Origin of the sequence: Streptomyces sp. S465 (genome assembly GCF_026898115.1) — a bacterium.
GTDB classification, from domain to species: Bacteria; Actinomycetota; Actinomycetes; order Streptomycetales; family Streptomycetaceae; genus Streptomyces; species Streptomyces luomodiensis.
Genome location: NZ_CP114036.1, coordinates 6,116,207 through 6,142,482, shown reverse-complemented (window position 1 = coordinate 6,142,482; position 26,276 = coordinate 6,116,207). Strand labels below are relative to the sequence as shown.

Genomic DNA, 26,276 nt, shown 5'->3' with positions numbered 1-26,276 from the left:
GCGACAGAGCATCGAGCGCCCCCGTACGTGACGGTACGGGGGCGCTCGTGCGATGTCAGAGGGTGTGGACCATTCGGGTGGCGGTGGCCCCGTTGACGATCCCCCGCCGCGTGCGCGGGGGTGCGCTCAGCCGGCCGCGCCCGGCACCGGGGCGGCCCCGGTCGCCCGGCGCACGATCTCGCCGTAGACCTCGGGGTCGGTCGTGTGCTCGCCGAGCCGACAGGTCTTACGGCTGCCGTGATAGTCGCTGGAGCCGGTGGTGAGCAGTCCGAGCTCGGCGGCGAGACCGCGCAGCCGGGCCCGGGTGTCCTCGCTGTGGTCCATGTGGTCGACCTCGATACCGTCCAGGCCCGCCGCCGCCAGCTCGCCGATCGCGCTCTCCGGTACGCACTGGCCCCGCTTGACGGCCAGCGGGTGCGCGAAGACCGCGACCCCGCCCGCGCCCTTGATCAGCCGGATCGCCTCGAAGGGGTCCAGCTCGTGCTTCTCCACGTGTGCCCGGCCGCCGTCGGCCAGCCAGTCCTGGGTGAAGGCGTCCGAGACGCTCGCCACGACGCCCAGCTCGACCAGTGCGGTGGCTATGTGCGGCCGTCCTACGGCCCCGTCCCCGGCGATCTCCGCCACCCGCTCCCAGGTGATCGGCACGCCCAGCTCGCGCAGCTTCCCGACCATGGCCCGCGCCCGGGGCACCCGGTCGTCGCGCACCAGCTCACGCTCGCTCGCCAGCTCGGGCTCGGCCGGGTCGAAGAGGTACGCCAGCATGTGCAGGCTCACACCGTTGAGGCGGCAGGACAGCTCGGCGCCGGTGATCAGCGTCAGCCCGGCGGGCAGCGCCCGGGTGGCCTCCGCATAGCCGCCGACGGTGTCGTGGTCGGTGAGCGCGACGACGTCCAGCCCTGCGGCGGCTGCGTTGCGCACCAGCTCGGCGGGGGTGTCCGTACCGTCCGACGCAGTGGAGTGGGTGTGCAGATCGATGCGCACGGCTCGGACTCCAAGCTGCGTTCGGGGTGGACCGGCGGGACGCCTCAGCATAACCACCGGCCGGACACGGCGGTCCAGTGCCCCCGGCCGTCACCGCGTGAGCACCTGTGGGGCGAGCACGCAGGACGAACGCCGGAGCGGCCACCGGGCGAACGGGGGCCGGGGTGTCAGGGCGACAGCAGCCGTGGGGAGAGCGCGCCGCAGGGCACCAGGTCGACCTCGGCCCCGGCGTCCCGCAGATCGGTGAGCACCATCTCGTCGTACATCAGCAACCCGGTCTGCTCGGGCCAGACGACCGCCCACAGCCACAGCCCGCACGCCTCGCCCGCGAAGACCGCGCGGTCGTCCGGGGTGCCCTCGACATGCCACAGCGGGGTGGGCCGCCCGGCGGCCAGCACCTTGACGTGCGGCGGCTTGTCCACCCGCATCCCCGGCCCCGGATCGGGCCCCGGGATCCCCGCGAAGCGCGCGCCGAGCCCGACGCCCAGCTCCTCGGCGATCAGCAGCAGCTCCCCCGGGCCGCCCAGCGGTCCGGGGCCGGAGCAGGCCACGGCGGTGGCGCGGCCGCCGCTGCGGTCGTCCCCGGCGCACGCCACACCGGTGAACAGCCAGCCCACGGGCAGCGGCCAGGGCATCCATACGGGCACCCGGGCGCGGTTGGTGACCACCACGAGTGCTTCGACGCTCGGCGGAACGACCGGCTGGAGGGGGTGCACCGTGCCGTGCACTCCGCACTGCCAGGAGTCGGTGAAGAGACCGGGCGCTCGCACCCGGCCACCGCACTTCGGGCAACTGGGTTCGCCCCTCATAGGGCCCCACGGTCCTCCCCGGTCGTCCTCGCGTCAAGGACGATCACCCGTCCGGAGGTCACTTCCCGCAGGAGTTTCCGCGCGCCGCCCTTCGCCCGCCGCCCCTCGCCCGCGGGCTTTCCGTACGAGACGGCGCGCGCGGGTTTCCGTACGAGACGGCGCGCGGACTCCGTACGCGAGGGCAGCGGCGCCTCAGTCCCCCAACGGCACCCCGGTGCGCACCGGATCGCGCAGATCCGTGCCGTGCCGCAGCCAGCGGTCCTGGAGGGCGCCGGCGCCGTGCACCCGCTTCCACGCCGCCTCGTTCGCGGTCATCGGCAGCAGTGGCAGGAAGCGCACCGGCTCCATCGGTTCGAGCAGCTCCAAGTCCTCGACCAGACCGCCCGGTTCGGCGACGAGGACGGAGGTGAAGGCCGCCCCGGGCCACAGCGGCCCGCCGAGGTCCAGCGACGCGCCGGGGGTCACCACGACCCCCTCGACCTGGGGTGAGGCGGCCAGCACGGCGAGCGGGCGGAGCACCTCGTCGAGGACGGAGAGGTCGGGGCCGCGGCCGCCGGCCCGTACGGTCAGCACCAGCTCGGCGCGCGGCCCGCGCAGGGGGTCGGCGACGGTGGCGGTCGGGCTGGTCATCGGATGGTCCGACATGCCGAGGGTGGCATAGCGGATCACGGCGTTCTCGTCCCGGAATCGCAGCACGTCAATGCGGTCGGCGCCGAGGAACGTGATGCCCGCGCGGGCGTCCGGCTCGCCCAGCGCGGTGATCAACCGGGTCTCGACCAGCTGAAGAACGTCTGACATGCGGTGAGCATAGATCGCGTATCGAACAGGCAAAGCGGCGACGTAACGGTTCTGCCGACTGATAGCCTTAATCCCTGCCCAGGGAGTTACACGTCGTCCCTCATGGGGGACCGGCCGGAGGAGGTGGGGCTGCGGTGGATCCTAGTCGACCGTGCAGTACCGACAGTTCTCCCGTCGTTTCCCCTTGGTATGCGACCGCATGATCTGAAACCTTCCGTACCCCGCCGCCCGGCGGTGAAACACGCGAAGCCATCTCGCATCCAGGGCATCTGACGGTAGAGCGCCTTCGAACCGCTTTGTTCAGTTCCGCGAACTTCCGTCAGCGCCATCGCACGGAGCGCCGCCCGCTTTGCGGACGTACGGGCACGGGGATGCCGTACGTCCACCTTCCGGGCGCAGCGCTGCGCCGCGCGCCCGCCGCTGACGGCCGGCCCGTGAAGGAGCCCGTCATGTCGATGATCCGTGACCTGCGCGCAGCCGTCCGCCCCGCCCTGCGCCGTGCCCGCGCCTCCAGCGACTACGACGCGACGCGTGACCCGTCGGTCACCAGCGCCGTGGTCGACTGCGGGGTCTACCGCGACGGCAAGCGGGTCAGCGACCACGTGAGCCCGGCGAAGGCCATGGAGCGGGTCCGCGAGGAGGGCGGGTTCGCCTGGATCGGGCTGCACGAGCCCACCGAGCGCGAGTTCGCGGGCATCGCCCAGGAGTTCGGGCTGCACCCGCTGGCGGTCGAGGACGCGGTGCAGGCGCACCAGCGGCCCAAGCTGGAGCGGTACGACGACACCCTCTTCACCGTCTTCAAGACGATCCACTACGTCGAGCACGCCGAACTCACCTCGACCAGCGAGGTGGTGGAGACCGGTGAGGTGATGTGCTTCACCGGCCGGAACTTCATCGTGACCGTGCGGCACGGCGGCCAGGGCTCGTTGCGCGCCCTGCGCCACCGGCTCCAGCAGGACCCCGAGCTGCTGGCCAAGGGCCCCTCGGCGGTGCTGCACGCCATCGCCGACCAGGTCGTCGACGGCTATCTCGCGGTCGCCGACGCGGTCCAGGACGACATCGACGAGGTCGAGATCGACGTCTTCTCCGCGGCGACCTCCCGGCGGGGCGGCGACGCGGGCCGGATCTACCAGCTCAAGCGCGAGGTCCTGGAGTTCAAGCGGGCCGTCTCGCCGCTGCTGCGGCCGATGCAGCTGCTGAGCGAGCGTCCGATGCGGCTGGTGGACCCGGACATCCAGACGTACTTCCGGGATGTCGCGGACCACCTGGCGCGGGTCAGCGAGCAGGTGCTGGCCTTCGACGATCTGCTGAACTCGATCCTCCAGGCCAATCTGGCGCAGGCGACGGTCGCGCAGAACGAGGACATGCGGAAGATCACGTCCTGGGCGGCGATCTTCGCCGTGCCGACGATGATCGCGGGGATCTACGGCATGAACTTCGACTACATGCCGGAGCTGCGCTGGAAGTTCGGCTACCCGACCGTGCTCATCGTCACGGTGGGCATCTGCTTCGCGATCCACCGCGGCTTCAAGCGCAACGGCTGGCTCTAGGAGACTCCGGAACCGGCTCGGGGGCCGTCCGTACGGCTCTTCCCGTCCGCCATGATGACCAGCGCGAGTCCGCCGAGGATCACCGCGAGCGCCGGGTAGGCGGCCACGGACGGCAGCTGGCCCAGCCACAGGGCAGCGATCAGGGCCGCCCCGGGGGTCTCCAGGAGGATCGCGGTCGAGGTGACGGAGGGGCCCAGGCCCTTGACCACCCGGTTGATCAGGGTGTGCCCCAGCAGCTGTGCGGTGACCATCAGGGCGACCAGTCGCAGCCAGGTGCTGCCGCTGTAGCCGCCGAGCTCCGCGCCCGCCACCAGGCAGGTGACCAGCAGGAGCACGCTGGTGGTGGCGTAGCAGACGTAGGCGTACGCGGTGGTGCTCACCGAACGGCGCACCTCCGCCCCGAGCAGCACGTAACCGGCCGCCGCCATCCCGCCCAGCAGCGCGAGCGCGTCGCCCAGCAGGGCGCGCGGGGAGGCGGACAGGTCGACCCCGGTGAGAATCACCACACCGAGGATCGCGAGCCCCATGCCCAGCCAGGCGAGCGCGGGCGGGCGGTGACCGCGCAGCCGCAGCAGCAGCGCCGTCCAGATGGGGGTCGTGGTCACCAGGGCGGTCGAGGAGGCGACGGAGGTCATGTGCAGGCTCGGCAGCCAGGTCCCGAAGTGCACCGCGAGCAGTGCCCCCGCCCCGGCCGACAGCAGCACCGCCCGGCGGCCCATCCCGCGCAGCTCGCCCCGGTGGCGCCACAGCGCGAACGGGGTGAGCGCGCCCACGGCCATGGCGTTGCGCCAGAAGGCGATGGCCAGCGCGGGCGCCGCCGTCGCGGCGGCCAGCGGCGCGGAGAGCGAGACCCCCGCGATGGCGACCGTAAGGAGCGCGATGTCCAGAGGAACGGCGCCGGGGACACGGCCGCCGTCACCGGGCGCGGTGGGGGTGGCGGGGTGGGCTGCGGTACGGGCGGTACGAGCGGTGGACACGGCGCCAGAGTAAGACCCATGGTCGTATGACGGAACTGACATTTCACTGGCTGGAACGGGCGCGTGGCTGGCCTAGGCTGTCGGCATGACGCAGACGCCGATGGACCGTGCCCTTGTCGAGGAGGCGGCCAAGAAGTCCGCCCTCATCTGGGTCCAGGGCACCGAGGGTGCCCCGCGCGCCCTGTGGCACATCTGGCACGAGGGCGCGGCCTGTCTCGTCGGGGACGGCCCCGACGAGCAGCCCCTGCGCGACCTGGGTCTGGCCGACGGCGGAACCGCCACCGTGACGGTGCGCAGCAAGGACAAGGGCGGGCGCCTGGTCAGCTGGCCCGCGCGGGTGGTCGAGCTGGCGCCGGGCGACGAGGCGTGGACAGCCGTGGTCGACGAGCTCAAGGGCAAGCGGCTGAACGCGGTGGACGCCGACCACATCGCGGAGCGCTGGGCGCGCGAATGCCGGGTGCTGCGGCTGGAGCCCGCGCCCGGGGCGCTGGCCGAGCACCCCACGGACTCCCTGGCGGCGGCCCCGCTGCCGTCCCCGGCGATCACCCGCCGCCCGATCCCGGCGGCCCTCCCGAAGCTTCTCGCCCGCCGCAAGAAGCGCGTCCGCAAGGGCTAGAACCGCTCCCTTACGGACGCCGCCGGTCTCACGGACTCCGGTCCCACGGACGGTGGCGTCCTTACGGATGCCACGAACGCGCTCGCGCGCGGCTACGGCGTCCCCGGGAGCTGCTGCCCGTAGTCGAGGACATGGCCCTTCGCCGGGGCGGTGAGCTGGAAGTCCTTGTTCCAGTCCGCCAGCCGGATCACGCCCGCGCCGCCCGCCCGCCGCAGCTGGAGCGGGTAGGGCCGGCCCTCCAGGGAGACGTCGAGCGATCCGCCCGCCCCGTCCTCGCCGGCGCTGATGCGGATCGTCCGCACGCCGCCCACCTGGCCGTGGTCGCCCGTGGCGATCTCACCCTGGAGTCCGAGCAGCCCGTCCAGCAGCAGGCTCATATCGGTGAAGCCGCTGAGCCGCTGGTAGGAGGGGTCGTCGGAGGGGACCTTCACATACTTGTTGTCGAGCTTGTCGGCCGCGTCGTCCGTGTCCGAGCCGCTGTCCCCCGCGTCCTCGCCGTCGTGCGACCAGAAGTCCGCGTCGGCCTTGAGGTAGAGCTCCTTGTCGACGCGGAGCAGCTCGAAGGTGGAGCCCTTGGTGGAGACCTGGCCCGTGCCGCCGTCGGACTTCAGCCGCATATTGAGCTTGTAGGTGACTCCCTTGGTGACGAGACTGCCGGAGAGCCGCACCGAATCCGCGTCCTCGGCCGCCTTACGGGCTTTGCTCTCGATCTTCGCGGCGGGAAGCTTTCCCACGCCGTTCGTTCCCGCGTCGGGGTCTTTCTCCCCGCCGCCACACGCGGCGAGCGTCGCGGCCAACCCCGCGCACATCGCCGCAACGACAGCCCTGTTCCGGGTGCGCACGTCCGCTCTGCCTCCTGATGCCGGTGCAGTAGGGCAGCGTACCGGTGCCGTCCAGCGGTGTCCGCAGGATGCCGCGGCGCCTCCGTCCAGCGGCAGGTCAGGTGCGGGCACGTTAGCCTGAACCCGAAGAAGAGCGAATCAGTACCGTATATCGCCGCGAAACCCCACATACGAGGGGAGGCAGGGCATGCCGGCAGGCGCCCCCCGGATCTTCGTCTCGCATCTCGCGGGCGTCGCCGTCTTCGACCCGAACGGCGACCAGGTGGGGCGGGTGCGCGATGTCGTGGCGATGCTGCGGCTGGCCGGCCGCCCGCCGCGGGTGCTCGGCCTGGTGGTCGAGGTGGTCGGCCGCCGCCGGATCTTCCTGCCCATGACGCGGGTGACCGGTGTGGAGTCCGGCCAGGTCATCATCACCGGCGTACTCAACATGCGCCGCTTCGAACAGCGCCCCACCGAGACCCTGGTCCTCGGCGAACTGCTCGACCGCACGGTGCGGCTGGTCGAGACCGGGGAGGCGGTCACGGTCCTCGACGTGTCGATGACCCAGCTGCCCGCGCGCCGCGAGTGGGAGATCGACAAGGTCTTCATACGCCGCGGCAAGACCGGTGCGCTGCGCCGTCGCGGCGAGACGCTGACCGTGGACTGGTCGGCGGTCACCGGCTTCTCACTGGAGGAGCAGGGGCAGGGCGCGGAGAACCTGCTGGCCACCTTCGAGCAGCTGCGCCCCGCCGACCTGGCCAATGTGCTGCACCACCTGTCCGCGAAGCGCCGGGGCGAGGTGGCGGCGGCCCTGGACGACGACCGGCTCGCGGACGTCCTGGAGGAGCTGCCCGACGACGACCAGGTGGAGATCCTCGGCAAGCTCAAGGAGGAGCGCGCGGCCGACGTCCTGGAAGCCATGGACCCCGACGACGCGGCCGATCTGCTCTCCGAGCTGCCCGAACCCGACAAGGAGCGGCTGCTGGGCCTGATGCGCCCCCGTGACGCGGCGGACATGCGCCGGCTGATGTCGTACGAGGAGGGGTCGGCGGGCGGTCTGATGACGACCGAGCCGATCGTGCTGCGCCCGGACGCCACCGTCGCCGACGCCCTCGCCCGGGTGCGCGAACAGGACCTGACCCCCGCGCTCGCCGCCCAGGTGTATGTGTGCCGCCCGCCCGACGAGACGCCCACCGGACGCTATCTGGGCACCATCCACTTCCAACGGCTGCTGCGCGACCCGCCGTTCACCCTCGTCGGCTCGTCCGTCGACACCGATCTGCCGACGCTGCCGCCGGACACCTCGCTGCCCGTCGTGGCCGGCCATCTGGCCACCTACAACCTGCTCGCGGCGCCCGTGGTGGACGAGACCGGCTCCCTGCTCGGCGCGGTGACGGTCGACGATGTGCTGGACCATCTGCTGCCGTCCGACTGGCGGGAGCGCGAGCTGCACAATGGCATGGCACTGCCGGAGACCGCCGATGGACGGTGACAGCAGCCGTCTGGACCGGCCCAGGGCGCGGCGCCGCAGCCCGCTGCCGCGCTGGGACCCCGAGGCGTTCGGCAAGGCGTCGGAGCGGATCGCGCGTTTCCTGGGCACCGGGCGGTTCATCGCCTGGATGACGGTCTTCGTCACCTTATGGCTGGCCTGGAACCTCCTGGCGCCGCCGCGGCTGCGGTTCGACCCCTTCCCGTTCATCTTCCTGACGCTGATGCTCTCCCTCCAGGCGTCGTACTCCGCCCCGCTGATCCTGCTGGCCCAGTACCGGCAGGCCGACCGCGACCGCGTCAACCTCGAACGGGACCGTAAACAGAACGAGCGGTCCATCGCCGACACCGAGTTCCTCACCCGGGAGATCGCGGCGCTGCGGACCGGCCTGGGCGAGGTCGCCACCCGCGACTGGCTCCGCGACCAGCTGGAGGACCTGCGCCAGGAGCCGGACGGCGGACGGGCCGCCCCGCGGCCGGGCGGCCACGGCGAGACCCGGCCGAGTGAGGAACGCGACCGCTGACGGCCATCCCGCACCCCGCTCGCGGCGCCGTACCATCTCCGTATGGCTACCGACACCCTCCCAGCGCCGAGCGAAGACGCGGTGCGCGCCGCGCTCGCCACGGTCAACGACCCGGAGATCCACAAGCCGATCACCGAACTCGGCATGGTCAAATCCGTCGAGATCGCGGCGGACGGCTCGGTCGCGGTGGTGGTCTACCTCACGGTCTCCGGCTGCCCGATGCGGGACACGATCACCGGCAACGTGCGGACGGCGGTCGCCGGGGTCGAGGGTGTGACCGATGTCACGGTCAGCCTCGAGGTGATGAGCGATGAGCAGCGGCGTGAGCTGGCCGCCTCGCTGCGCGGCGGCCAGGCCGAGCGCGAGGTGCCCTTCGCCAAGCCCGGCTCGCTGACCCGGGTCTACGCGGTGGCCTCCGGCAAGGGCGGGGTCGGCAAGTCCTCGGTGACGGTCAACCTGGCCGCCGCGATGGCCGCCGACGGGCTCAAGGTCGGTGTGGTCGACGCCGACATCTACGGTCACTCGGTGCCCCGCATGCTGGGCGCCGAAGGACGGCCCACCCAGGTCGAGAACATGATCATGCCGCCGTCGGCGAACGGCGTGAAGGTGATCTCGATCGGGATGTTCACCCCCGGGAACGCCCCGGTGGTCTGGCGCGGCCCGATGCTGCACCGCGCGCTCCAGCAGTTCCTGGCCGACGTCTACTGGGGCGACCTCGATGTGCTGCTGCTCGACCTCCCGCCGGGCACCGGCGACATCGCGATCTCCGTCGCCCAGCTGGTGCCCAACGCCGAGATCCTGGTGGTGACCACGCCGCAGCAGGCCGCCGCCGAGGTGGCCGAGCGGGCCGGCGCGATCGCCGTCCAGACCCATCAGAAGATCGTCGGCGTGGTGGAGAACATGTCCGGGCTGCCCTGCCCGCACTGCGACGAGATGGTCGACGTCTTCGGCACGGGCGGCGGCCAGTTGGTCGCCGACGGGCTCAGCCGGACCACCGGTACGACGGTGCCGGTGCTGGGCGCCATCCCGATCGACGTACGGCTGCGCGAGGGCGGCGACGAGGGCAAGCCGGTCGTGCTGACCGACCCGGACTCCCCTGCGGGCAGCGCGCTCAAGGCGATCGCGGGCAAGATCGGCGGACGGCAGCGCGGCCTCGCGGGCATGTCCCTGGGCGTCACCCCGCGCAACAAGTTCTGAGACCACGCGGCCCGGCACGGCATACGGCGGGGGCGGCCCTCCTCAAGGGCCGCCCCCGCCGTATGCGCCCATGCCATGGGCCGGCCGCTACGCGTCGTAGCGGGTGATGTCCTTGACCACCGCGAACCCCAGGCCGTAGGCGCTCATCCCGCGCCCGTACGCGCCGATGTGCACGTTCTGGCCCGCCGATCCGGCCAGCACCCAGCCGTACTCCGACTCGCGGTAGTGGAAGTCGGCCGGCACTCCGTCCACCGGGAGGGACAGCCCCGACCAGCCCTCACCCGCCAGATCGTCCGCCAGCTCCCAGGCGAGCGCGGTCTGCTGGTCCAGCCAGTCCTGGCGCAGCGCCCGCTCCATCCGGGTGGGCCAGGTGCACGACAGCAGACCGGAGCCGGCCAGCCAGGCGGCGGAGGAGACCGAGGTGGCCTCCAGCTTGCCGGTGCCGTCGGCGCTGTCCCGCACCGGGCGGCCGGCGACGGTGACGACCACCGTGAAGCGCTGCTGGTCCATCTCGGTCTCGACCCGCAGCGACGGCTCCTCGCCATGGCCGGTCGAGCCGTACTCCACGATGCCGTCGGCGGCCGTGCCCACCTGCATCAGCCAGCGGGGTCCGGTGAACGCCTCGTCAAGTCCGTACCAGGGGAAGTCGGCCATCAGATAGCCCTCGACGCTCCGCCGGGCCTCGGCGGGCACCCCTCGCGTGGCCGCCGCAACCCCTCGTACCCCTAGCCGACCCGTGGTCTCCATGTGCGCGCGGCCTCCTCATTGCCCTGCGTCGTGGGCGGCCCGCCCCCCTCGGGCGACCCTCACCCCGGACAAAGGGAGGATAGCCATACGGGTCAACCAGCCCCCGCATACGGGGGGATCAAGTGGCGTCTGAGTCGAACGGCGGATGCTCGTCGCGCTTCGGCTCCTCGCGCTTGCGCAGCAGGTCAGGCGTGCTGGAGCCACCCTTGGACAGGGACGGCGGAGTGCTGCCCGAGGCCCCTGAAGAGCCCTGCTGGGGATCACTCTCCCGGCCGTTCACCGCGTCGGCGACCTCGGCCATCTCCTTGCGGAGGTCGAAGCCGTTACGGATCTCCTTCAGGCCCAGTTCATCGGAGTCCAGCACATGCTTGCGCACGAACGTCTTGGGGTTGAGGTCCTCGAACTCGAAGTCCTTGAACTCCGGCCCCAGCTCGGAACGGATGTCCTCTTTGGCGCTGTCGGAGAACTCCCGGATCTTCCGGATGAACCCCGACACATCCCGAATCACCTTCGGAAGCTTGTCCGGGCCGAAGACGATCACCGCAAGGACAACGAGCGCGACAAGCTCGAGAGGTCCTATGTCCAGCACCTTGCAGCTCCTCAAGACGTCTGTGGCCCCGGCCTGGGCCACTCAACACCGTACCTGGCGGTGGGGGCGGCGCGGGAGACGCCCGGACCAACATCGGGCGTCAGCCGCTGCTCGCCGAGCCCAGTGTCAGCTCCGCGGTGTGCTCCTCGCCATCGCGCTCGACGGTGAGCTTCAGCCGGTCCCCGGGGCGGTGGCTGCGGATCTTCACGATCAGCTCCTGTCCGCTGTGCACCTGGACGCCGTCCACCTCCGTGATCACGTCACCGGCCTCGATCCCCGCCTTGTCACCGGGGCCGCCGGAGGTGACCGGCGGGCCGCCGCCCGCGCCCTCGGTGTTCACCCGGGCGCCGTCGCCCGTGTACCCCATGTCGAGCGTGACGCCGATCACCGGATGCGTGGCCTTCCCGGTGTTGATCAGCTCCTCGGCGACCCGCTTGCCCTGGTTGATCGGGATGGCGAAGCCCAGACCGATGCTGCCGCCCTGGCCGCCGCCGAGGCCCGAGCCGTCGTCGGCCGCCCGGATCGCGCTGTTGATCCCGATGACCCGCGCCTTGCTGTCGACCAGGGGACCGCCGGAGTTGCCCGGGTTGATCGGGGCGTCGGTCTGGAGCGCGTCGACATAGCTGACGTCGCTGCCGTCCTCCTCCTCGCCGCCCGCGGTGATGGGACGCTCCTTGGCGCTGATGATCCCGGAGGTGACCGTGCCCGCCAGGTCGAAGGGGGCGCCGATGGCCACGACGGGGTCGCCGACGCGCACGGAGTCGGAGTTGCCCAGCGGCAGCGGGGTGAGCCCGGACACCCCGTCGACCTTGACGACCGCGAGGTCATAACCGGCGTCGCGCCCGATGACCTCGGCGTCGGCGTCCTGGCCGCTGTTGAAGGTCACCGATATGTCGCCGTCCGTCCCGGCGGGCTGCACGACATGGTTGTTGGTGAGGATATGGCCCTGCTTGTCCAGGACGAAGCCGGTGCCGGTGCCCTCCTCCGAGCTGCCGCGCACATGGATGGTCACCACACCGGGCAGCGAACGCGCGGCGATCCCGGCGATACTGTCCGGCGCCCTGGTCTGCTTCTCGGCCGGGGCCTGCGGCAGCTTCACCTCGACGCCCCCGGAGGCGCTGTCCCGCTCCGCGTACGCGCCGATACCGCCGCCGACACACCCCGCGACCAAGGCGATCAGCAGCACCGCGAGCCAGGCACGGCGGCGGGAGACCGTCTTCGCCGGCGCGGCGGGCGGCGGGACCACGGCCCAGGGGTCGTAACCGCGCCACTGGGCGGTCGGGGCGGGCTGCGCGACCAGGGCGCCCGGGTGGGGCTCTCCGGGCCCCGCGGGCAGCTGGGTGCCGTGCGGCGGGGTCATCCCGGGGTGCGGCAGGGGCGGGGGCGCGCTCTGCCGCGGTACGGCCCCCGCGGCGGGCGGCGGGACGGTGCCATGGGGGGTGCCATGGGGTGGGGTCGTCCCGGGGGCCGGGGGCGGCGCCTGGGTCGTCCCCGGCGGCAGCTGGGTGCCCTGCGCGGGGGTCGCCGCCGGGTGCTGGACGGGCGGGGCCGGGGCCCAGGGCCCGGGGTCGCCGTAGGGCGGGGTGCTGTACGGGTCGGGCTCGTGCAGCGGCCGCGGCGACCGCTCCTCGGGCGCCCGGCCCTCCTCGGGCCCGTCCAGCGGCTCCGGCGGCGCCCCGGCGGCGGCCGGCTCCGTACGCTCCTCGACGGTACGCCCCTCGGCGCCGTCCACCGCGCCGGTCGGCCGCTCACCGGGCCGCGCGGCCGGACGGCTCCACCACTTCGGCTTCGGCTCGTCCATGTTCAGGCCCCCCTTTTTTGGGCTCGGTTCTCCCCCAGCTACCGCTGGGCGGTGCCCCCAGCCGGAAAGACCAAGCACCCGGGGCATGACGGCAGGCGCCCAACAGCTTGCCCCAAGCTACCGCCGGGAGGTGCCCGGAGCCGGAACGTCCAAGCGCCCGGAGGCTCGAAGGCACCGCCGCACTGCCCGGGGGCGATTCAACCAGGTCCGGCGTCGCTCGCGCAGGGCGGACCGCATGTCCTTGTCATGATCCGCGCAGACGAGGTCATGACCGGCGAAGACGCGCCGTCCTCGCCGGCGTGCTACTTCGAAGGCGGGGTGGCCCCTGGATACGGCGAGCTGCCCGAGGCGGGCCGGGACGGGACCTCCAGCTGGGTCGGCGCGGGAGCCGGGGGCGTGGAGTTCGACATCCGCAGCAGCTCCGTGACCGAAAGAATCGGCTGTATCAGCGGATTCAGCGCCGCCCCGGCGGGCTGGCGCAGGGCCGGTGGATGCGGGGTGGCCGAGGGGGACGGGGTGACCGTCCGGGTGTCGGTGGTGGCCAGCAGCCCGACTTCCTGGCGGGTCCGCTCGCGGACGCCCGCGTTCACCACAGGATCGGTGCCGACCGGGGTGACCGCGGAGTCGGCGCCGTCGGCCGAGGCTCCCGGGGGGTCGACCGCCGCCTCCAGGGGAAGGGCCGCGCCGAGCGCGAAGGCCGCCAGGGAGACCGCTCCGGCCGCCGCGAAAGCGAACCTGCGGCGCGGGGCCGGGCGCTCCACCTCATGGATCCTGAAGCCGCGCTGACGCGAGGCGCGCGCCGACGCCGCCGGTGCGATCGCGGTGCCCGGGGGCATCACGGGCACGAAGGCGAACGTCCGCTCCCGTCTCTGTCTCTCCTCCGGCTCCCGGACATCGCGCACCTCACGGACGTCCCGCGAGGTGCCGCGCATATCGCGCGGACCGAAGAGGCCCGAGGAACCGAAAGGGGAGCCGCCCCCCATACCGTCCTCGCCGCCCGCGGCCGGCAGGCCCTGCAGACGCGCCAGAAAGCCCTCGGACGGGGCCGGGGGCGCCGTCTGGGCGAACACATTCTTCAGCCGACGCTGAGCATCGGCCTCCGCCTTGCACTTGCAGCAGGTGGCGAGGTGGGCGAGGACGCGCTCGCGCGCGTCATGCCCCAGCTCACCGTCGACCAGAGCCGCAAGGCGGTCGCCGAGATGCTGCTCGGCGGGGGACGGACCGCCTGATCGGGTCACGCGATTCCGACCTCCCCGCTCAGCCGGGGGGCCGTGACACTCGGCGCCACCCCGGCGACCTCCTGCTGTGCGGTCCGCGCCGCGGGGGCGCGGTGCTTCAGCGCCTTGCGCAGATGCGAGCGGCCGCGGTGGATGCGACTGCGCACGGTGCCCAGCTTGACGCCCAGAGTGGCCGCGATCTCCTCGTACGACAGCCCCTCGATGTCACAGAGCACCACGGCCGCGCGGAACTCCGGGGCCAGGGTGTCCAGCGCCTGCTGCACATCGGCGTCGAAGTGGGTGTCGTTGAAGTGCTGCTGGGGAGAGGGCTCGCGGCTGGGGAGCCGCTCCGCCGCGTCCTCGCCGAGAGCGTCGAAGCGGATGCGCTGCCGGCGGCGGACCATGTCGAGGAAGAGATTGGTGGTGATGCGGTGCAGCCAGCCCTCGAACGTGCCCGGGGTGTACGTCGACAGCGAGCGGAAGACGCGGACGAACACTTCCTGGGTGAGATCCTCGGCGTCGTGCTGGTTACCGGTGAGCCGATAGGCGAGGCGGTAGACCCGTGCGCTGTGGGTGCTGACGATCTCCTCCCAGGTGGGAGGCGTCCACGCCGGCGCGTCCGCGTCCGTGGCGAAGGTCGCGGTGGTGGCGGAATCGGCGGAACCGGAACGGTCAGCGTTGTTGGTCACGGATTTCGGCTCGCCCGCTGACCTGCGAAAGCGCCTCAGCACTCTCCGGTCACCGGCCGCAGCCGCACCTCCCCTGTCGGCTCTGGTGGTGTCCAGTAGAGCCCCTACCATATCCACCTCGCCCGTTAGCTCCGGATAAGCATTTTTGGCCTGCATTTGGTCGTGATCCATACGGTCCCCCCGGCCTCTACAACGCCTGGTCCCATCTGCGGGTTCCCGTGCGCAGCGGATACAGTCACCGTTGCGCCAACTACGGGGACAGGAGAGGGTCATTACCGGCAACCGGCAGACGAGCTGGGCGTTCGCCGACGCGTTCGTCGCCGAGGACGAAGCCCTTCACTGGGCCCGCGACCGGGCCCGGGAGTCAGGGCTGCGCTCGGTGTCGGCCGGCACCGGCGCCGCGCTGGGGCTGCTCGCCGCCGCCGCCGACGCCAAGGCCGTCGCCGAGATCGGCACCGGGACGGGCGTCTCGGGCATCCATCTGCTGCGGGGAATGCGTCCGGACGGCGTGCTGACCACCGTGGACACCGAACCGGAGATGCAGCAGTTCGCCCGGCAGGCGTTCCGCGCGGCCGGGTTCACCGGGAACCGGGCGCGCTTCATCCCCGGCCGCGCCCTCGACGTACTGCCCCGGCTGGCCGACGGCGGATACGACCTGGTCTTCTGCGACGGCGACCGGCTGGAATGCCTGGACTACCTCGGTGAATCGTTGCGCCTGCTGCGCCCCGGGGGGCTGGTCTGCTTCGAGGGGGTCTTCGCCAACGGGCGGACCGTGGACTCCGCCGCACAGCCCACCGAGGTGCTGCGGGTGCGTGAGCTGCTGCGGACCATACGCGAGTCCACCGTGCTCCAGTCGTCCCTGCTGCCGGTCGGCGACGGTCTGCTCTGCGCGGTCAAGCGGGGCTGAGACGGCCGGGACGGCCGGTCCCCCGCTCCCGCGGCTCCCGGACAAGGCTCCCGCGCTCGCGCCGGGGCGCCCCCGGCCCGTACCGGGCCCCTCAACAAGCACTGCCCCGGCGGTCGGTACCTGACGTACCGGCCGCCGGGGCAGCGCACGGGTGATGGTGGGGCCTCAAGCCTTTCAGCCGACGACCTTCTTCAGGGCGTCGCCGAGGGCGTCGGCCTCGTCCGGTGTCAGCTCGACGACGAGCCGACCGCCGCCTTCGAGCGGAACGCGCATGACGATGCCCCGCCCCTCCTTGGTCACCTCGAGCGGGCCGTCGCCCGTCCGCGGCTTCATGGCCGCCATGCTCGTTCCCCTTCCTGAAACCAGCTCATCGCAGCCGACAACCCAGGTGTCACCGGCATCGAACACGTTGCTTCCCCCTCATTATCCCGCATGGCACGACCCGATGACCAACATCGGTCGGCAACGCCTGTGCGGAGCGCCAGCCCAAAACCACCCAATTCGGGGAGGGGATCGCGGTAGCGTACGCCCGCTGTCACCGAACGAAGGGTCGGTTCTTTGACGCAGGTCACATGTCGGTCGGTCATGATCTCCGGCATGCTGTGCGCTGACCGCCGCGGCGGGGCCGGTGACGCCCCCGCCGGTGCGGCCGCCGCCCGAGCCGCCCGCGACCCAGCCCCATCCCCGGAGGACCGCTATGGCCGACACCGTGCTCTACGACCTCACCGAGGGACTCGCGACGATCACGCTCAACCGTCCCGACGCGATGAACGCCCTGAACATCGACACCAAGGTGGCGCTGCGCGACGCGCTGCTGGAAGCCGCGGAGGACCCGGCGGTGCGGGCCGTGCTGCTCATCGGCTCCGGCCGCGCCTTCTGCGTCGGCCAGGACCTCAAGGAGCACATCGGGCTGCTGGCCGCCGACCGCGAGGGCAGCGGCGAGGGCTCGACCATGAGCACGGTGTCGCTGCACTACAACCCGATCGTCACCGCGATCGCCGGGATGCCCAAGCCGGTGGTCGCCGCCGTCAACGGTGTCGCGGCGGGCGCCGGGGCGGGCTTCGCCTTCGCCGCCGACTACCGGATCGTCGCCGACACCGCCTCCTTCAACACGTCCTTCGCCGGGGTCGCGCTGACCGCCGACTCCGGGGTCTCCTGGACCCTCCAGCGGCTGATCGGCTACGGCCGCGCCGCGGACCTGCTGCTCTTCCCGCGCGGTATCGACGCCCAGGAGGCGCTCGACCTGGGCATCGCCCACCGGGTGGTGCCGGCCGCCGAACTCGCCACCGAGGCGGCGGCGGTCGCCCGGCGACTGGCCGAGGGCCCCACCGCGGCCTATGCGGCGCTCAAGGAGTCCCTCGCCTTCGCCGCGGGCCACACCCTCACCGAGGCCCTGGGCAAGGAGGACGAACTTCAGCGCCGCGCGGGGGCGTCGGACGACCACGCCATCGCGGTGAACGCCTTCGTGAACAAGGAGAAGCCGCGGTTCACCGGCCGCTGACCGGCTCGACCCGGCCCGCCGGGCGCAGGGCGCCGGGGCGATCAGACCGCGGCGCGGATATGGCAGTCGGCGAGATGGTCGTTGACCAGGCCGCACGCCTGCATCAGCGCATAGGCGGTGGTGGGTCCGACGAAGCGGAAGCCGCGCTTTTTGAGCTCGCGGCTGAGGGCCGTGGACTCCGGGGTGATCGCGAGGACGTCGGCGGTGGTCCGCGGGACCGGGCGGCCGCCGGGGTCCGGGGCGTGGGACCAGATCAGCTCGTCCAGCTCACCGGGGGCCAGCTCGGCCGCCGCGCGGGCGTTGGCGATGGTGGCGGTGATCTTGGCCCGGTTGCGGATGATGCCGGGGTCGGCGAGCAGCCGCCGCTCATCGGCCTCGGTGAACTCCGCCACCTTCTCGATCGAGAAGTCGGCGAAGGCGGCCCGGAACCCCTCCCGGCGGCGCAGGATCGTCAGCCAGGACAGCCCGGACTGGAACGCCTCCAGACAGATCCGCTCATAGAGCGCGTCATCGCCGTGGACCGGACGGCCCCACTCCGTGTCGTGGTAGAGGCGGTAGTCGGCCATGGTCTCGGCCTCCAGGCCCCAGGGACAGCGCGGCAGCCCGTCCGGCCCCGGGACCACGCCCTGCCCGCTCATGCGCCACGCCCTTCGTCACCGCGCGCCTGGAAGCCGTGGTCGCCACCCTCGGGGCCCGCCAGCGGATCGGAGCCGGGCACGGAGGGCGGCGACAACGGCTGGGGTGGCGACGACGGGATGGGAGGCGACGACGGCTTGGGGGGCGCGCCCGCGAGCACCGCCTCCAGCTCGGCGATCCGGGCGTCGCGCTCGGCGAGCTCGGCGCCGAGGCGGCCCAGCACATCGTCGACGTCCGCCATCCGGTAGCCCCGCAGCGTCATGGGCAGCCGCAGCGCCTCCACATCGCCGCGCGCCAGCGGCCGGTCGGCGGGCAGCGGATCGTCCAGCCGGTCCGGGGGTGCCTCGGCCAGCGGGCCGTCACCGCCACCGACGACGGCGAGCGTGACCCCGCCGACCACCACGACCAGCGCGATCAGCAAGAACAAGAACACGGTGATCGTCTCCCCGAGATGCATGGTTGAGTCTGTGTCGGTCGGCCTCGATGACTGTCTGCCTCGATCGTGCCATGCCCCTCCGACAGTTATCGTCGCTGCCCGCAACCTGGAAGAAGACGTGAAGGAAGTACGGATGCTGCGGCTGGGACGACGTGAGTTCGGCGAGAACGAGCGGGTGATCATGGCGATCGTGAACCGGACGCCGGATTCCTTCTACGACCAGGGGGCGACGTTCCGCGACGAGCCCGCCCTGGACCGGGTGGAGCAGGCGGTCGCGGACGGCGCCGCGATCATCGACATCGGCGGGGTCAAGGCCGGGCCGGGTGACGAGGTCAGCGCCGAGGAGGAGGTGCGGCGCACGGTGGGCTTCGTGGCCGAGGTGCGCAGGCGCCACCCGGACGTGGTGATCAGCGTGGACACCTGGCGCCATGAGGTCGGCGAGGCGGTCTGCGCGGCGGGCGCGGATCTGCTCAACGACGCCTGGGGCGGGGTCGACCCCGAACTGGCCGAGGTCGCCGCCCGCTACGGCGCCGGGCTGGTGTGCACCCACGCGGGCGGGGCCCAGCCGCGCACCCGGCCGCACCGGATCGGCTACGACGACGTGGTGGAGGACATCCTGCGGGTCACCCTGGAGCTCGCGGAGCGCGCCGTCGCGCTGGGGGTGCGGCGCGACGGGATCATGATCGACCCGGGTCATGACTTCGGTAAGAACACCCGTCATTCGCTGGAGGCCACCCGCCGGCTGGGCGAGCTCACGGAGACCGGCTGGCCCGTCCTGGTCTCGCTGTCCAACAAGGACTTCGTCGGCGAGAGCCTGGACCGCCCGGTCAAGGAGCGGCTGATCGGCACGCTCGCGACGACCGCCGTATCGGCCTGGCTGGGGGCCCGGGTCTACCGGGTGCACGAGGTGGCCGAGACCCGTCAGGTGCTGGACATGGTGTCGGCCATCGCGGGCCACCGGCCCCCGGCGGTCGCCCGCCGAGGACTGGCCTGAACCGGGCCCTTAGCGGCCGGTCCGGCCGAACGGAATCGTAAGGAGCCGGAGAGAGCCGTAAGGAGGGCGCGGTCAGACGCCACCGGACTCCTTGGTCACCAGATCGATCACCTCGTCGATGTCGTCGGTGAGGTGGAACAGCTCCAGGTCCTGCGAGGACGCCTTGCCCTGCCCGATGAGGGTGTTCGTGACCCAGTCCACCAGCCCCTGCCAGTAGGAGCTGCCGAAGAGGACGATCGGGAAGCGGGTGACCTTCTTGGTCTGGACGAGGGTGAGCGCCTCGAAGCACTCGTCGAGCGTGCCGAGCCCCCCGGGGAGCACCACGAACCCCTGGGCATACTTCACGAACATCGTTTTCCGTACGAAGAAGTAGCGGAAGTTGACCCCGATGTCGACATATGGGTTCAGGCCCTGCTCGTACGGCAGCTCGATGCCCAGGCCGACCGAGACGCCGCCCGCCTCGCTCGCGCCGCGGTTGGCGGCCTCCATCGCGCCGGGGCCGCCGCCGGTGATCACTCCGAAGCCCGCCTCGGCGAGGGCCCGGCCGATCCGCACCCCCGCCTCGTACTCCGGGGAACCCTCGGGCGTACGGGCGGAACCGAACACGCTGATCGCCGGGCCGAGCTCCGCCAGGGTGCCGAACCCCTCGACGAACTCCGACTGGATGCGCAGCACCCGGAACGGGTCCTCGTGCACCCAGTGGGTGGCCCCCTGGGTGTCCAGCAGCCGCTGATCGGTCGTACCGGGTCGCATCTGGTGGCGGCGGCGCACGACCGGGCCCAGACGCTGCTCGTGCAGCGCTCGCTCTTCTTCGGCGTTGCCCATTGTGTGCTCCCTTCGCCAAGACCAAGATCTGGTCAAAGACCTGTGGTTCAGAGTAGGCCCCGGCGGGCGGCCCGGAGTCGAAATCCGGGCCACGCTCACCCACCGAACCGCTGATCACACGGTGCCCCGCCGCGCCAGGCGCCGCCGGCCGTGGCGGGACCACCGGCCGTGCCCGGACCACCGGCCGTGGCGGGCCGCCGGCCGTACCGTCAGCGGGTCAGCCAGGCCCGCAGCCGCTCCTCGGCCGCCAGGACCGCGGCGACCGGCACATGCTCCTCGCGGGTGTGCGCGAGCTTCGGATCGCCGGGCCCGTAGTTGACGGCGGGCACGCCGAGCGCCGAGAAGCGGGCGACATCGGTCCAGCCGTCCTTGGGGGCCACCTCCACCCCGAGCGTGTCCACGAAGGCGGCGGCCGACGGATGGGCGAGACCGGGCAGCGCGCCGGGCGCGCTGTCGGTGAACTCGACCTCGAAGCCGGTGAAGACCTCCCGCACATGCGCGACCGCCTCCTCCTCCGAACGGTCGGGGGCGAACCGGTAGTTCACGGTCACGGTGCAGAAGTCCGGGATGACGTTGGTCGCGTGACCGCCGTCGATCCGTACCGCGTTGAGGCCCTCGCGGTAGGTGAGCCCGTCGATCTCCACTCGCCGGGGGACGTAGCCGGCCAGCCGGTCCAGGATCGGCGCGGCCTTGTGGATGGCGTTCTCCCCGAGCCAGCTGCGCGCGGAGTGGGCCCGCCGTCCCCGCGTGGTCACCTCCACCCGCAGCGTGCCCTGGCAGCCGCCCTCGACCTTGCCTTCGGTGGGCTCCAGCAGCACGGCGAAGTCGCCGGCCAGCCACTCCGGGTGGTTCCTGGCCAGCCGGCCCAGCCCGTTGAGCTCGGCGGCGACCTCCTCGTGGTCGTAGAAGACGAAGGTCAGGTCGCGGTTGGGGGCGGGCACGGTGGCGGCCATGCGCAGCTGTACGGCGACGCCGGACTTCATGTCGGAGGTGCCGCAGCCCCACAGCACCCCGTTCTCGTCGAGCCGGGAGGGCACGTTGTCGGCGATCGGCACGGTGTCCAGATGACCGGCCAGCACGACCCGCTCGTCCCGCCCGAGGTTCGTCCGGGCGACGACGGCGTCCGCGTCCCGGTCGACGGTCAGGTGTGGCAGGGCCCGCAGGGCCTGCTCGACGGCGTCGGCGAGCGCCTTCTCCTCACCGCTGACCGAGGGGAAGTCGACGAGCCGGGCGGTGAGCCGGGCCGCGTCCAGGGACAGGTCGAGTGCTGGATGTGCCATACCCGCGACCCTAGCCGGTCGCCACTGCCGCCCTGTGGCCCCGGGCCCGGGGTCCCACCCGGCGGCCCGGGAGCGCACGAGGCTGCGCGGCCGGGGGATCCGCACTGGGCGGTGGCCCACTCGGACGAGTTGCGCATCGAACGTCTCTCTTACCGCGGGCGTGAACGGAATGCGCGGAATTCCACGGCCGACCGGAGTTCGGCCAAGGGGTTTTCCGGGGCGGCGGCACGGATCGTTCCGGCGCGATAGCGCACGGGATCACCGCAGTTCAGAGCGGTTGTCCGGGCATTCGGTGGCGCATACGAAGGAATGGTCCGGGCGTATGACGCGCAGAAAAGGATAATGCGATGCGTTGCCAACTCTTTACCTTGGCATACCGCAACCTTCGGGTGGCTCACGCGATATTCACAGCGTCCGAATCACCGGACATCCCACGCCGATTGTCCCTCCGTCAAAGGAGCACCATGTCCCTCCCTCTCACCCGTCGGATCGCCCGGACCGCACTGCTGGTCGCGGCGAGCGCGGCTCCTGTCGTCGGTGCCGCCGGCGCCGCGAGTGCGGCGGAGCCGGCCCAGCCGCAGACCCCCAAGCTGGGGCTGTCCTCGTTGGACGCCGCCACCGTCGGTGAGGTCGCCGATGCCGCCTCGCAGCAGGTCGGAAGCACGGCGGGTGACGTCAGCGGCAAGGCCGGCGGAACCATCAAGGAGATCCTGCCGGGCAGGGCCGCCCCGGCGCACCCGGCCCCGGCGGCCAAGCCCGCCAAGCCGGCGAAGCCCGCCAAGGATGCGAAGGCAGCGAAGGGTCACAAGGCCGCCCACGCCAAGCCCGCCCACGCCAAGGTCGCCGGTAAGGGCGAGGGCAAGGCTCCCAGGCACGGTAAGGGCAAGAGCGGCGCCCACGCCAAGGGCAAGGGCACGGCGGTCCGGTCCGCCCGCGCCGCCGCCCCGGCTGCCGCCGCCCCGGCCGCCGCGGAGGCTCCCGCGCCCAGCGCCCAGCAGGGCCCGGACCTCCCGGTCAAGGGTCTGCCGATCAAGGGCCTGCCGCTGCTCGGCTGATCGGGCGGGACGACGAGCGGGGGCCCGGGGAGTCGTAACCCCCCCGGGCCCCTTCCGCTGTTCAGCCCGCCAGGCGGCGCGCCCTCAGCCCGCCAGGCGGCGGACCGCGGCCGCGACCCGCTCGTCGGTCGCCGTGAACGCGACCCGCACATGCCGCTCCCCCGCCGCACCGTAGAACTCGCCCGGCGCCACCAGGATGCCCAGCTCGGCGAGGGCGCCCACGGTGTCCCAGCACGGCTCGTCCCGCGTCGCCCACAGATACAGCGACGCCTCGCTGTGCTCGATGCGGAAGCCGTGGCCCTCCAGCGCCGAGCGCAGCGCGGCGCGGCGCCGTTCGTAACGGTCGCGCTGCTCCGCCACGTGCTTGTCGTCGCCGAGCGCCGCGATCGTGGCCGCCTGCACCGGCGCGGGCACCATCATCCCGCCGTGCTTGCGGATCTTCAGCAGCTCGCCCAGCACCGCCTCGTCACCGGCGAGGAAGGCCGCCCGGTAGCCCGCCAGATTGGACCGCTTGGACAGCGAGTGGACCGCCACCAGGCCCTCGAAGGACCCGCCGGAGATCTCCGGGTGGAGCACGGAGAGCGGGTCCGCCTCCCAGCCCAGCTCCAGATAGCACTCGTCGCTGACCACCAGCACCCCGTGCGCACGGGCCCAGGCGACCGCGGTGCGCAGCTCGTCCTTGGAGAGCACCCGGCCGGTGGGGTTGGACGGGGAGTTGAGCCACAGCAGCTTCAGCCCGGCCGGGTCCAGCTCCGTGCCCGCGGCGCCAGCCGCAAATGTCTGCGTGTCGTACGGCACCGGCTCGGCGCCTGCCAGCCGCGCGCCCACCTCGTACGTGGGGTAGGCGAGCCGCGGGAAGGCGACCCGGTCGCCGGGGCCCAGGCCCAGCTGCGACGGCAGCGAGGCCACCAGCTCCTTGGAGCCGACCACCGGCAGCACCTGGGTGTGGGCCACCCGGGCCGCGCCCAGCCGCCGCTCCACCCAGCCGGTGAGGGCGTCCCGCAGCGCGGCCGTGCCCCAGACGGTCGGATAGCCGGGGCTGTCCGCCGCGTCGGCGAGCGCCGCGCGGACCAGCTCGGGAACCGGGTCGACGGGGGTGCCCACCGAGAGGTCGACGATGCCGTCGGGGTGGGCCGCGGCGGTCGCCTTGTACGGTTCGAGCCGGTCCCAGGGGAAGACCGGGAGACGGGCGGAGACGGGTGGCACGGGGTGGCTCGCTTTCTTCTGAACTGCCCGGACCGAGGAGCCCGGGGGGCCCGGTGTCCACCGGGAAACCCGGTGGACACCGGGAAGCCGCTGGACGCCGGGGTTCGCCCGGGAAACAGCCCGGTCCCGCAGGCCACAGGCCATACGGGACCGCCGGCTGCTACCGGGCACTAATGCCGGGGCAGGGTCACTCGTCGTGCTCCTGCGGCGGAAGCGCGGCGATGAAGGGGTGGTCCCGCTCGATCAGGCCCAGCTTGCTCGCACCACCGGGCGAACCGAGCTCGTCGAAGAACTCGACGTTCGCCTTGTAGTAGTCCTTCCACTCCTCGGGAGTGTCGTCCTCGTAGAAGATCGCCTCGACCGGGCAGACCGGCTCACAGGCCCCGCAGTCGACGCATTCGTCCGGGTGGATGTACAAGGACCGCTGGCCCTCGTAGATACAGTCGACGGGGCACTCCTCGATGCACGCCTTGTCTTTCAGGTCGACACAAGGCTGCGCGATGACGTAGGTCACGCTGACGTTCCTCCTCGTTAGGGCTGCTATCGCGCGGGAGCGCGGCGTCGTCGATGCCCGCACCTAGTATCGCCGTTCTTGGGTACCAGACGCACACGAGGGGCTGACAGAGCTGTGGATTTCACCACTGGCGGACGTCTTGAAGTTCGGATCACCCCCGATGACGTGGGAAAACGCGTCTCGGTCAGAGTTCTGACCGGGGAGCGCGAGCCCGCCGCCACCTTCACCGACGTGGTAGGGGTGCTCACATCGTGGACCGAGGGTACGCTGGCGATCACCCGGCGTACCGGTGAGGCGGTGCGCCTCGCCGAGTCGTCCCTGGTGGCGGGCAAAGTGGTGCCCGCCGCTCCGGCCCGCCGGCGCGGTCCCGCGGCGAACGCGCCCGAGCTGGACCGGGTCGCCGCCCGCGGCTGGCCGCCGGTGGTCGGCGAGCAGCTGGGCGAGTGGACGCTGCGCGCCTCCGGCGGATTCACCCGGCGCGCCAATTCGGTGCTGCCCCTCGGCGACCCCGGGATGGATCTGGACGCGGCGCTGCGCCGGGTGATCGAATGGTACGCGGCACGCGAGCTGCCCGCGTACATCCAGGTCAGCACGGGCGCCGAGGGCACCCAGGAGGTGCTCGCCGCCGAGCTGGAGAGCCGTGGCTGGACGCGGGAGGTCTCCGTACAGATACGGATCGCGGCGCTCGCCCCCATCGCCGACCTGGACGCCGACATCTCCGCCGTCACCCTCTCCCGCCGTCTCGACGACGCCTGGATGGCCCGCTACCAGCGGTCCGCCGAGCCCTCCCCGGAGGCGCGGGCGGTGCTGTCGGGCGGCCCGTCGGTGTGGTTCGCGACCATAGCGGGCGAAGGCGGCGGCGCCCCGGCCGCGATCGGGCGCTGTGTGGTGGACGGCCGCTGGGCCGGGTTCGCCGCCGTGGAGACCGCCCCCGAGCGGCGGCGCCAGGGCCTGGCCAAGGCGGTGATGACCGCACTGGCCCGCAAGGCGCTCGACGAGGGCGCCTCGGCCGCGTATCTCCAGGTGGAGACGGACAATGGCGGTGCGAACGCCCTGTACGAGGGCATGGGGTTCACCGTCCATCACGTCTACCATCACTGGCGCGCACCCCGGGAGGATGTGCCCTGAGCGGGGTACGAGGCGGCTATGCCACGGATGAACGACACCTCCCGCCGCCGGCGGTTCGCCGACGCGGCCCGCGAAGAGCGCCCCGATCTGGCGCTGCTGTGCCTGCTGGTGGGCATGGAGGCCGACCCCGGACTGGACGAGGCGGGAATCGACGAAGCGCAGATCGAACTCGACCGGCTGGCCGGTCAGCTCCCCTTCTCCCCCGGCGGCCCCGAGGACTGGGCCGCAGCCCTGGCCCGCCTCCTCGGCGAGCGCCATGACTTCCGGGGCGGCGCGGCAGAGTACCGGCGGCTGGAGTCCTCGCTCCTCCACCAGGTGCTGCGGCGCCGCCGCGGGCTGCCGATCCTGCTGTCCGTGGTGTGGCTGGAGGTGGCGCGGCGGGCGGGCGCGCCGGTGTACGGGCTGGGGCTGCCGGGCCGCTTCGTGGTCGGCTTCGGCGACCCGTACGGCAGCCATGTGCTGGCCGATCCGTTCGACGGCGGGCGGCCGCTGTCGGACGAGGACGCGGCGACGCTGGTGTCGGGGGCCACGGGCACCCCGCTCCCGCCGTCGATGCTGACCCCGGCCGGGCCGCTGGACATCGTGCTGCGCATCCTCAACAACATCCGCGCCTGGGCGTCCGCCCGCCCCGAGCGCACCGATGTCCAGCTCTGGGCGGTCGAGCTGTCCCTGCTGCTGCCCAGCCACCCCGCGAAGCTGCGCTACGAGCGGGCGCGGCTGCTCGTGGAGCGGGGCGACTTCGTGACCGGCGCCAAGGAGCTGGAGGAGTACGCGGAGGTGGTGGCGGCGGTGGAGCCCGACGCCGCCGAGGACGTGCGCCGCCAGGCCCGCGCGGCCCGCGCACTGCTCAACTAGGGCCCTTCCGACGGATTTCCGCGCCGCCTCGGCCACGGTTCACCGCCACACCCGCCGCCCCGACACGGCCGTCGCCGCCCACCGGCCCCGGCGGCCGTCCGGCGGCGCCCGCCGGGGCGGCACTTCGGATCGCCG

At 72.4% G+C, this 26,276-nt stretch carries 28 protein-coding genes; 11 read left to right on the top strand and 17 right to left on the bottom strand.

The features are described from left to right. Nucleotides 1-126: 126 nt before the first annotated feature. The 3 genes from N6H00_RS26035 to N6H00_RS26025 all read right to left on the bottom strand — a co-directional run bounded on the left by N6H00_RS26035 (nucleotide 127) and on the right by N6H00_RS26025 (nucleotide 2,588). The gene (locus N6H00_RS26035) at nucleotides 127-981 is read right to left on the bottom strand and encodes a PHP domain-containing protein (RefSeq protein ID WP_268974255.1); all 855 of its coding nucleotides are present in this window, start codon (nucleotides 979-981) and stop codon (nucleotides 127-129) included. Nucleotides 982-1,148: 167 nt separating this feature from the next. Next, nucleotides 1,149-1,790, bottom strand: a complete 642-nt coding sequence (locus N6H00_RS26030; protein WP_268974254.1) for a DUF6758 family protein — start codon at nucleotides 1,788-1,790, stop codon at nucleotides 1,149-1,151. Between the two features lie 192 nt (nucleotides 1,791-1,982). Beyond that, complete coding sequence (locus N6H00_RS26025; protein ID WP_268974253.1) at nucleotides 1,983-2,588, bottom strand: suppressor of fused domain protein; 606 nt, start codon at nucleotides 2,586-2,588, stop codon at nucleotides 1,983-1,985. Nucleotides 2,589-3,037: 449 nt separating this feature from the next. Between N6H00_RS26025 and corA the strand changes: the two genes are divergently transcribed. Beyond that, on the top strand, nucleotides 3,038-4,138 hold the full coding sequence (corA, locus tag N6H00_RS26020; protein ID WP_268974252.1) for a magnesium/cobalt transporter CorA: 1,101 nt from the start codon (nucleotides 3,038-3,040) through the stop codon (nucleotides 4,136-4,138). On the opposite strand, the gene N6H00_RS26015 is transcribed toward corA, so the two are convergent. Next, entirely contained in the window at nucleotides 4,135-5,115 is a 981-nt protein-coding gene (locus tag N6H00_RS26015; protein ID WP_268974251.1) for a DMT family transporter, read from the bottom strand. The two genes, corA and N6H00_RS26015, sit on opposite strands and share 4 nt — an antisense overlap. A gap of 85 nt (nucleotides 5,116-5,200) precedes the next feature. Between N6H00_RS26015 and N6H00_RS26010 the strand changes: the two genes are divergently transcribed. Beyond that, the gene (locus N6H00_RS26010) at nucleotides 5,201-5,731 is read left to right on the top strand and encodes a hypothetical protein (RefSeq protein WP_268974250.1); all 531 of its coding nucleotides are present in this window, start codon (nucleotides 5,201-5,203) and stop codon (nucleotides 5,729-5,731) included. A 92-nt stretch (nucleotides 5,732-5,823) separates the two neighbouring features. Here the strand turns inward: N6H00_RS26010 and N6H00_RS26005 are convergent, their stop codons facing one another. Continuing rightward, the gene (locus tag N6H00_RS26005) at nucleotides 5,824-6,540 is read right to left on the bottom strand and encodes a hypothetical protein (RefSeq protein ID WP_268977111.1); all 717 of its coding nucleotides are present in this window, start codon (nucleotides 6,538-6,540) and stop codon (nucleotides 5,824-5,826) included. A gap of 220 nt (nucleotides 6,541-6,760) precedes the next feature. On the opposite strand from N6H00_RS26005, the gene N6H00_RS26000 reads away from it, so the two are divergent. The 3 genes from N6H00_RS26000 to N6H00_RS25990 are packed head-to-tail and all read left to right on the top strand — an operon-like array spanning nucleotide 6,761 to nucleotide 9,761. Continuing rightward, nucleotides 6,761-8,044 (top strand): magnesium transporter MgtE N-terminal domain-containing protein, encoded by a 1,284-nt coding sequence (locus tag N6H00_RS26000; RefSeq protein WP_268974249.1) that lies wholly within the window; start codon nucleotides 6,761-6,763, stop codon nucleotides 8,042-8,044. Next, nucleotides 8,034-8,564 (top strand): DUF1003 domain-containing protein, encoded by a 531-nt coding sequence (locus tag N6H00_RS25995; protein ID WP_268974248.1) that lies wholly within the window; start codon nucleotides 8,034-8,036, stop codon nucleotides 8,562-8,564. The genes N6H00_RS26000 and N6H00_RS25995 overlap by 11 nt, the downstream gene beginning before the upstream one ends. Before the next feature lie 42 nt (nucleotides 8,565-8,606). After that, the gene (locus N6H00_RS25990; protein WP_268974247.1) at nucleotides 8,607-9,761 is read left to right on the top strand and encodes an Mrp/NBP35 family ATP-binding protein; all 1,155 of its coding nucleotides are present in this window, start codon (nucleotides 8,607-8,609) and stop codon (nucleotides 9,759-9,761) included. A gap of 87 nt (nucleotides 9,762-9,848) precedes the next feature. Here the strand turns inward: N6H00_RS25990 and N6H00_RS25985 are convergent, their stop codons facing one another. The 5 genes from N6H00_RS25985 to sigE all read right to left on the bottom strand — a co-directional run bounded on the left by N6H00_RS25985 (nucleotide 9,849) and on the right by sigE (nucleotide 14,915). Further along, nucleotides 9,849-10,508 (bottom strand): hypothetical protein, encoded by a 660-nt coding sequence (locus tag N6H00_RS25985; RefSeq protein WP_268974246.1) that lies wholly within the window; start codon nucleotides 10,506-10,508, stop codon nucleotides 9,849-9,851. A 118-nt stretch (nucleotides 10,509-10,626) separates the two neighbouring features. Further along, nucleotides 10,627-11,097, bottom strand: coding sequence for a sec-independent translocase (locus tag N6H00_RS25980; protein ID WP_268974245.1), 471 nt, complete (start codon nucleotides 11,095-11,097; stop codon nucleotides 10,627-10,629). Nucleotides 11,098-11,197: 100 nt separating this feature from the next. Next, nucleotides 11,198-12,898 (bottom strand): S1C family serine protease, encoded by a 1,701-nt coding sequence (locus tag N6H00_RS25975; protein ID WP_268974244.1) that lies wholly within the window; start codon nucleotides 12,896-12,898, stop codon nucleotides 11,198-11,200. 302 nt (nucleotides 12,899-13,200) lie between these two features. After that, complete coding sequence (locus tag N6H00_RS25970) at nucleotides 13,201-14,136, bottom strand: anti-sigma factor family protein (protein ID WP_268974243.1); 936 nt, start codon at nucleotides 14,134-14,136, stop codon at nucleotides 13,201-13,203. Further along, on the bottom strand, nucleotides 14,133-14,915 hold the full coding sequence (sigE, locus tag N6H00_RS25965) for an RNA polymerase sigma factor SigE (protein ID WP_268974242.1): 783 nt from the start codon (nucleotides 14,913-14,915) through the stop codon (nucleotides 14,133-14,135). Before sigE ends, N6H00_RS25970 begins: the two co-directional genes overlap by 4 nt. Nucleotides 14,916-15,045: 130 nt before the next feature. Here sigE and N6H00_RS25960 point away from each other — a divergent pair, with 130 nt between their 5' ends. Beyond that, a complete protein-coding gene (locus N6H00_RS25960; RefSeq protein WP_268974241.1) occupies nucleotides 15,046-15,711 on the top strand; it encodes an O-methyltransferase in 666 nt (221 codons plus the stop codon). A 174-nt stretch (nucleotides 15,712-15,885) separates the two neighbouring features. Here the strand turns inward: N6H00_RS25960 and N6H00_RS25955 are convergent, their stop codons facing one another. Further along, entirely contained in the window at nucleotides 15,886-16,053 is a 168-nt protein-coding gene (locus tag N6H00_RS25955) for a DUF3117 domain-containing protein (RefSeq protein WP_003966491.1), read from the bottom strand. A 355-nt stretch (nucleotides 16,054-16,408) separates the two neighbouring features. Here N6H00_RS25955 and N6H00_RS25950 point away from each other — a divergent pair, with 355 nt between their 5' ends. Beyond that, a complete protein-coding gene (locus tag N6H00_RS25950) occupies nucleotides 16,409-17,212 on the top strand; it encodes an enoyl-CoA hydratase-related protein (RefSeq protein ID WP_268974240.1) in 804 nt (267 codons plus the stop codon). Nucleotides 17,213-17,253: 41 nt separating this feature from the next. Here N6H00_RS25950 and N6H00_RS25945 read toward each other — a convergent pair whose 3' ends face one another. After that, entirely contained in the window at nucleotides 17,254-17,850 is a 597-nt protein-coding gene (locus N6H00_RS25945; protein ID WP_268974239.1) for a DNA-3-methyladenine glycosylase I, read from the bottom strand. Beyond that, a complete protein-coding gene (locus N6H00_RS25940) occupies nucleotides 17,847-18,281 on the bottom strand; it encodes a DivIVA domain-containing protein (RefSeq protein ID WP_268974238.1) in 435 nt (144 codons plus the stop codon). The genes N6H00_RS25945 and N6H00_RS25940 overlap by 4 nt, the downstream gene beginning before the upstream one ends. A 136-nt stretch (nucleotides 18,282-18,417) precedes the next feature. Here N6H00_RS25940 and folP point away from each other — a divergent pair, with 136 nt between their 5' ends. Continuing rightward, nucleotides 18,418-19,278 carry a dihydropteroate synthase gene (gene folP, locus N6H00_RS25935; protein ID WP_268977110.1) on the top strand — a complete coding sequence of 287 codons (861 nt, stop codon included), beginning with the start codon at nucleotides 18,418-18,420 and terminating at the stop codon, nucleotides 19,276-19,278. 72 nt (nucleotides 19,279-19,350) lie between these two features. Here folP and N6H00_RS25930 read toward each other — a convergent pair whose 3' ends face one another. Continuing rightward, on the bottom strand, nucleotides 19,351-20,103 hold the full coding sequence (locus N6H00_RS25930) for a TIGR00730 family Rossman fold protein (protein WP_268974237.1): 753 nt from the start codon (nucleotides 20,101-20,103) through the stop codon (nucleotides 19,351-19,353). A 209-nt stretch (nucleotides 20,104-20,312) separates the two neighbouring features. Then, nucleotides 20,313-21,383: a succinyl-diaminopimelate desuccinylase gene (gene dapE, locus N6H00_RS25925; protein ID WP_268974236.1), complete on the bottom strand. Its 1,071-nt coding sequence runs from the start codon at nucleotides 21,381-21,383 to the stop codon at nucleotides 20,313-20,315. A 464-nt stretch (nucleotides 21,384-21,847) separates the two neighbouring features. On the opposite strand from dapE, the gene N6H00_RS25920 reads away from it, so the two are divergent. Beyond that, nucleotides 21,848-22,438 carry an ATP-binding protein gene (locus N6H00_RS25920; RefSeq protein ID WP_268974235.1) on the top strand — a complete coding sequence of 197 codons (591 nt, stop codon included), beginning with the start codon at nucleotides 21,848-21,850 and terminating at the stop codon, nucleotides 22,436-22,438. Between the two features lie 84 nt (nucleotides 22,439-22,522). On the opposite strand, the gene dapC is transcribed toward N6H00_RS25920, so the two are convergent. Continuing rightward, complete coding sequence (gene dapC, locus N6H00_RS25915) at nucleotides 22,523-23,644, bottom strand: succinyldiaminopimelate transaminase (RefSeq protein ID WP_268974234.1); 1,122 nt, start codon at nucleotides 23,642-23,644, stop codon at nucleotides 22,523-22,525. Between the two features lie 187 nt (nucleotides 23,645-23,831). Then, nucleotides 23,832-24,158: a ferredoxin gene (fdxA, locus tag N6H00_RS25910; protein WP_014054705.1), complete on the bottom strand. Its 327-nt coding sequence runs from the start codon at nucleotides 24,156-24,158 to the stop codon at nucleotides 23,832-23,834. A gap of 114 nt (nucleotides 24,159-24,272) precedes the next feature. Between fdxA and N6H00_RS25905 the strand changes: the two genes are divergently transcribed. Continuing rightward, a complete protein-coding gene (locus tag N6H00_RS25905; RefSeq protein ID WP_268974233.1) occupies nucleotides 24,273-25,286 on the top strand; it encodes a GNAT family N-acetyltransferase in 1,014 nt (337 codons plus the stop codon). An 18-nt stretch (nucleotides 25,287-25,304) separates the two neighbouring features. After that, a complete protein-coding gene (locus N6H00_RS25900; protein WP_268974232.1) occupies nucleotides 25,305-26,141 on the top strand; it encodes a transglutaminase-like domain-containing protein in 837 nt (278 codons plus the stop codon). The last annotated feature ends 135 nt before the right edge of the window (nucleotides 26,142-26,276 follow it).

Excerpts from the sequence above, each read along its gene's own strand:
- N6H00_RS25930 (WP_268974237.1), bottom strand. The coding sequence starts at position 20,103 with ATGGGCAACGCCGAAGAAGAGCGAGCGCTGCACGAGCAGCGTCTGGGC.
- N6H00_RS25990 (WP_268974247.1), top strand. The coding sequence starts at position 8,607 with ATGGCTACCGACACCCTCCCAGCGCCGAGCGAAGACGCGGTGCGCGCC.
- N6H00_RS25920 (WP_268974235.1), top strand. The coding sequence starts at position 21,848 with ATGTCCCTCCCTCTCACCCGTCGGATCGCCCGGACCGCACTGCTGGTC.
- N6H00_RS25975 (WP_268974244.1), bottom strand. The coding sequence starts at position 12,898 with ATGGACGAGCCGAAGCCGAAGTGGTGGAGCCGTCCGGCCGCGCGGCCC.
- corA (WP_268974252.1), top strand. The coding sequence starts at position 3,038 with ATGTCGATGATCCGTGACCTGCGCGCAGCCGTCCGCCCCGCCCTGCGC.
- N6H00_RS26005 (WP_268977111.1), bottom strand. The coding sequence starts at position 6,540 with ATGTGCGCGGGGTTGGCCGCGACGCTCGCCGCGTGTGGCGGCGGGGAG.
- N6H00_RS25985 (WP_268974246.1), bottom strand. The coding sequence starts at position 10,508 with ATGGAGACCACGGGTCGGCTAGGGGTACGAGGGGTTGCGGCGGCCACG.
- N6H00_RS25950 (WP_268974240.1), top strand. The coding sequence starts at position 16,409 with ATGGCCGACACCGTGCTCTACGACCTCACCGAGGGACTCGCGACGATC.
- N6H00_RS25995 (WP_268974248.1), top strand. The coding sequence starts at position 8,034 with ATGGACGGTGACAGCAGCCGTCTGGACCGGCCCAGGGCGCGGCGCCGC.
- N6H00_RS25900 (WP_268974232.1), top strand. The coding sequence starts at position 25,305 with ATGCCACGGATGAACGACACCTCCCGCCGCCGGCGGTTCGCCGACGCG.
- sigE (WP_268974242.1), bottom strand. The coding sequence starts at position 14,915 with ATGGTAGGGGCTCTACTGGACACCACCAGAGCCGACAGGGGAGGTGCG.
- N6H00_RS26010 (WP_268974250.1), top strand. The coding sequence starts at position 5,201 with ATGACGCAGACGCCGATGGACCGTGCCCTTGTCGAGGAGGCGGCCAAG.
- N6H00_RS25945 (WP_268974239.1), bottom strand. The coding sequence starts at position 17,850 with ATGAGCGGGCAGGGCGTGGTCCCGGGGCCGGACGGGCTGCCGCGCTGT.
- folP (WP_268977110.1), top strand. The coding sequence starts at position 18,418 with ATGCTGCGGCTGGGACGACGTGAGTTCGGCGAGAACGAGCGGGTGATC.
- N6H00_RS25955 (WP_003966491.1), bottom strand. The coding sequence starts at position 16,053 with ATGGCGGCCATGAAGCCGCGGACGGGCGACGGCCCGCTCGAGGTGACC.
- N6H00_RS26000 (WP_268974249.1), top strand. The coding sequence starts at position 6,761 with ATGCCGGCAGGCGCCCCCCGGATCTTCGTCTCGCATCTCGCGGGCGTC.
- dapE (WP_268974236.1), bottom strand. The coding sequence starts at position 21,383 with ATGGCACATCCAGCACTCGACCTGTCCCTGGACGCGGCCCGGCTCACC.
- N6H00_RS26025 (WP_268974253.1), bottom strand. The coding sequence starts at position 2,588 with ATGTCAGACGTTCTTCAGCTGGTCGAGACCCGGTTGATCACCGCGCTG.
- N6H00_RS26030 (WP_268974254.1), bottom strand. The coding sequence starts at position 1,790 with ATGAGGGGCGAACCCAGTTGCCCGAAGTGCGGTGGCCGGGTGCGAGCG.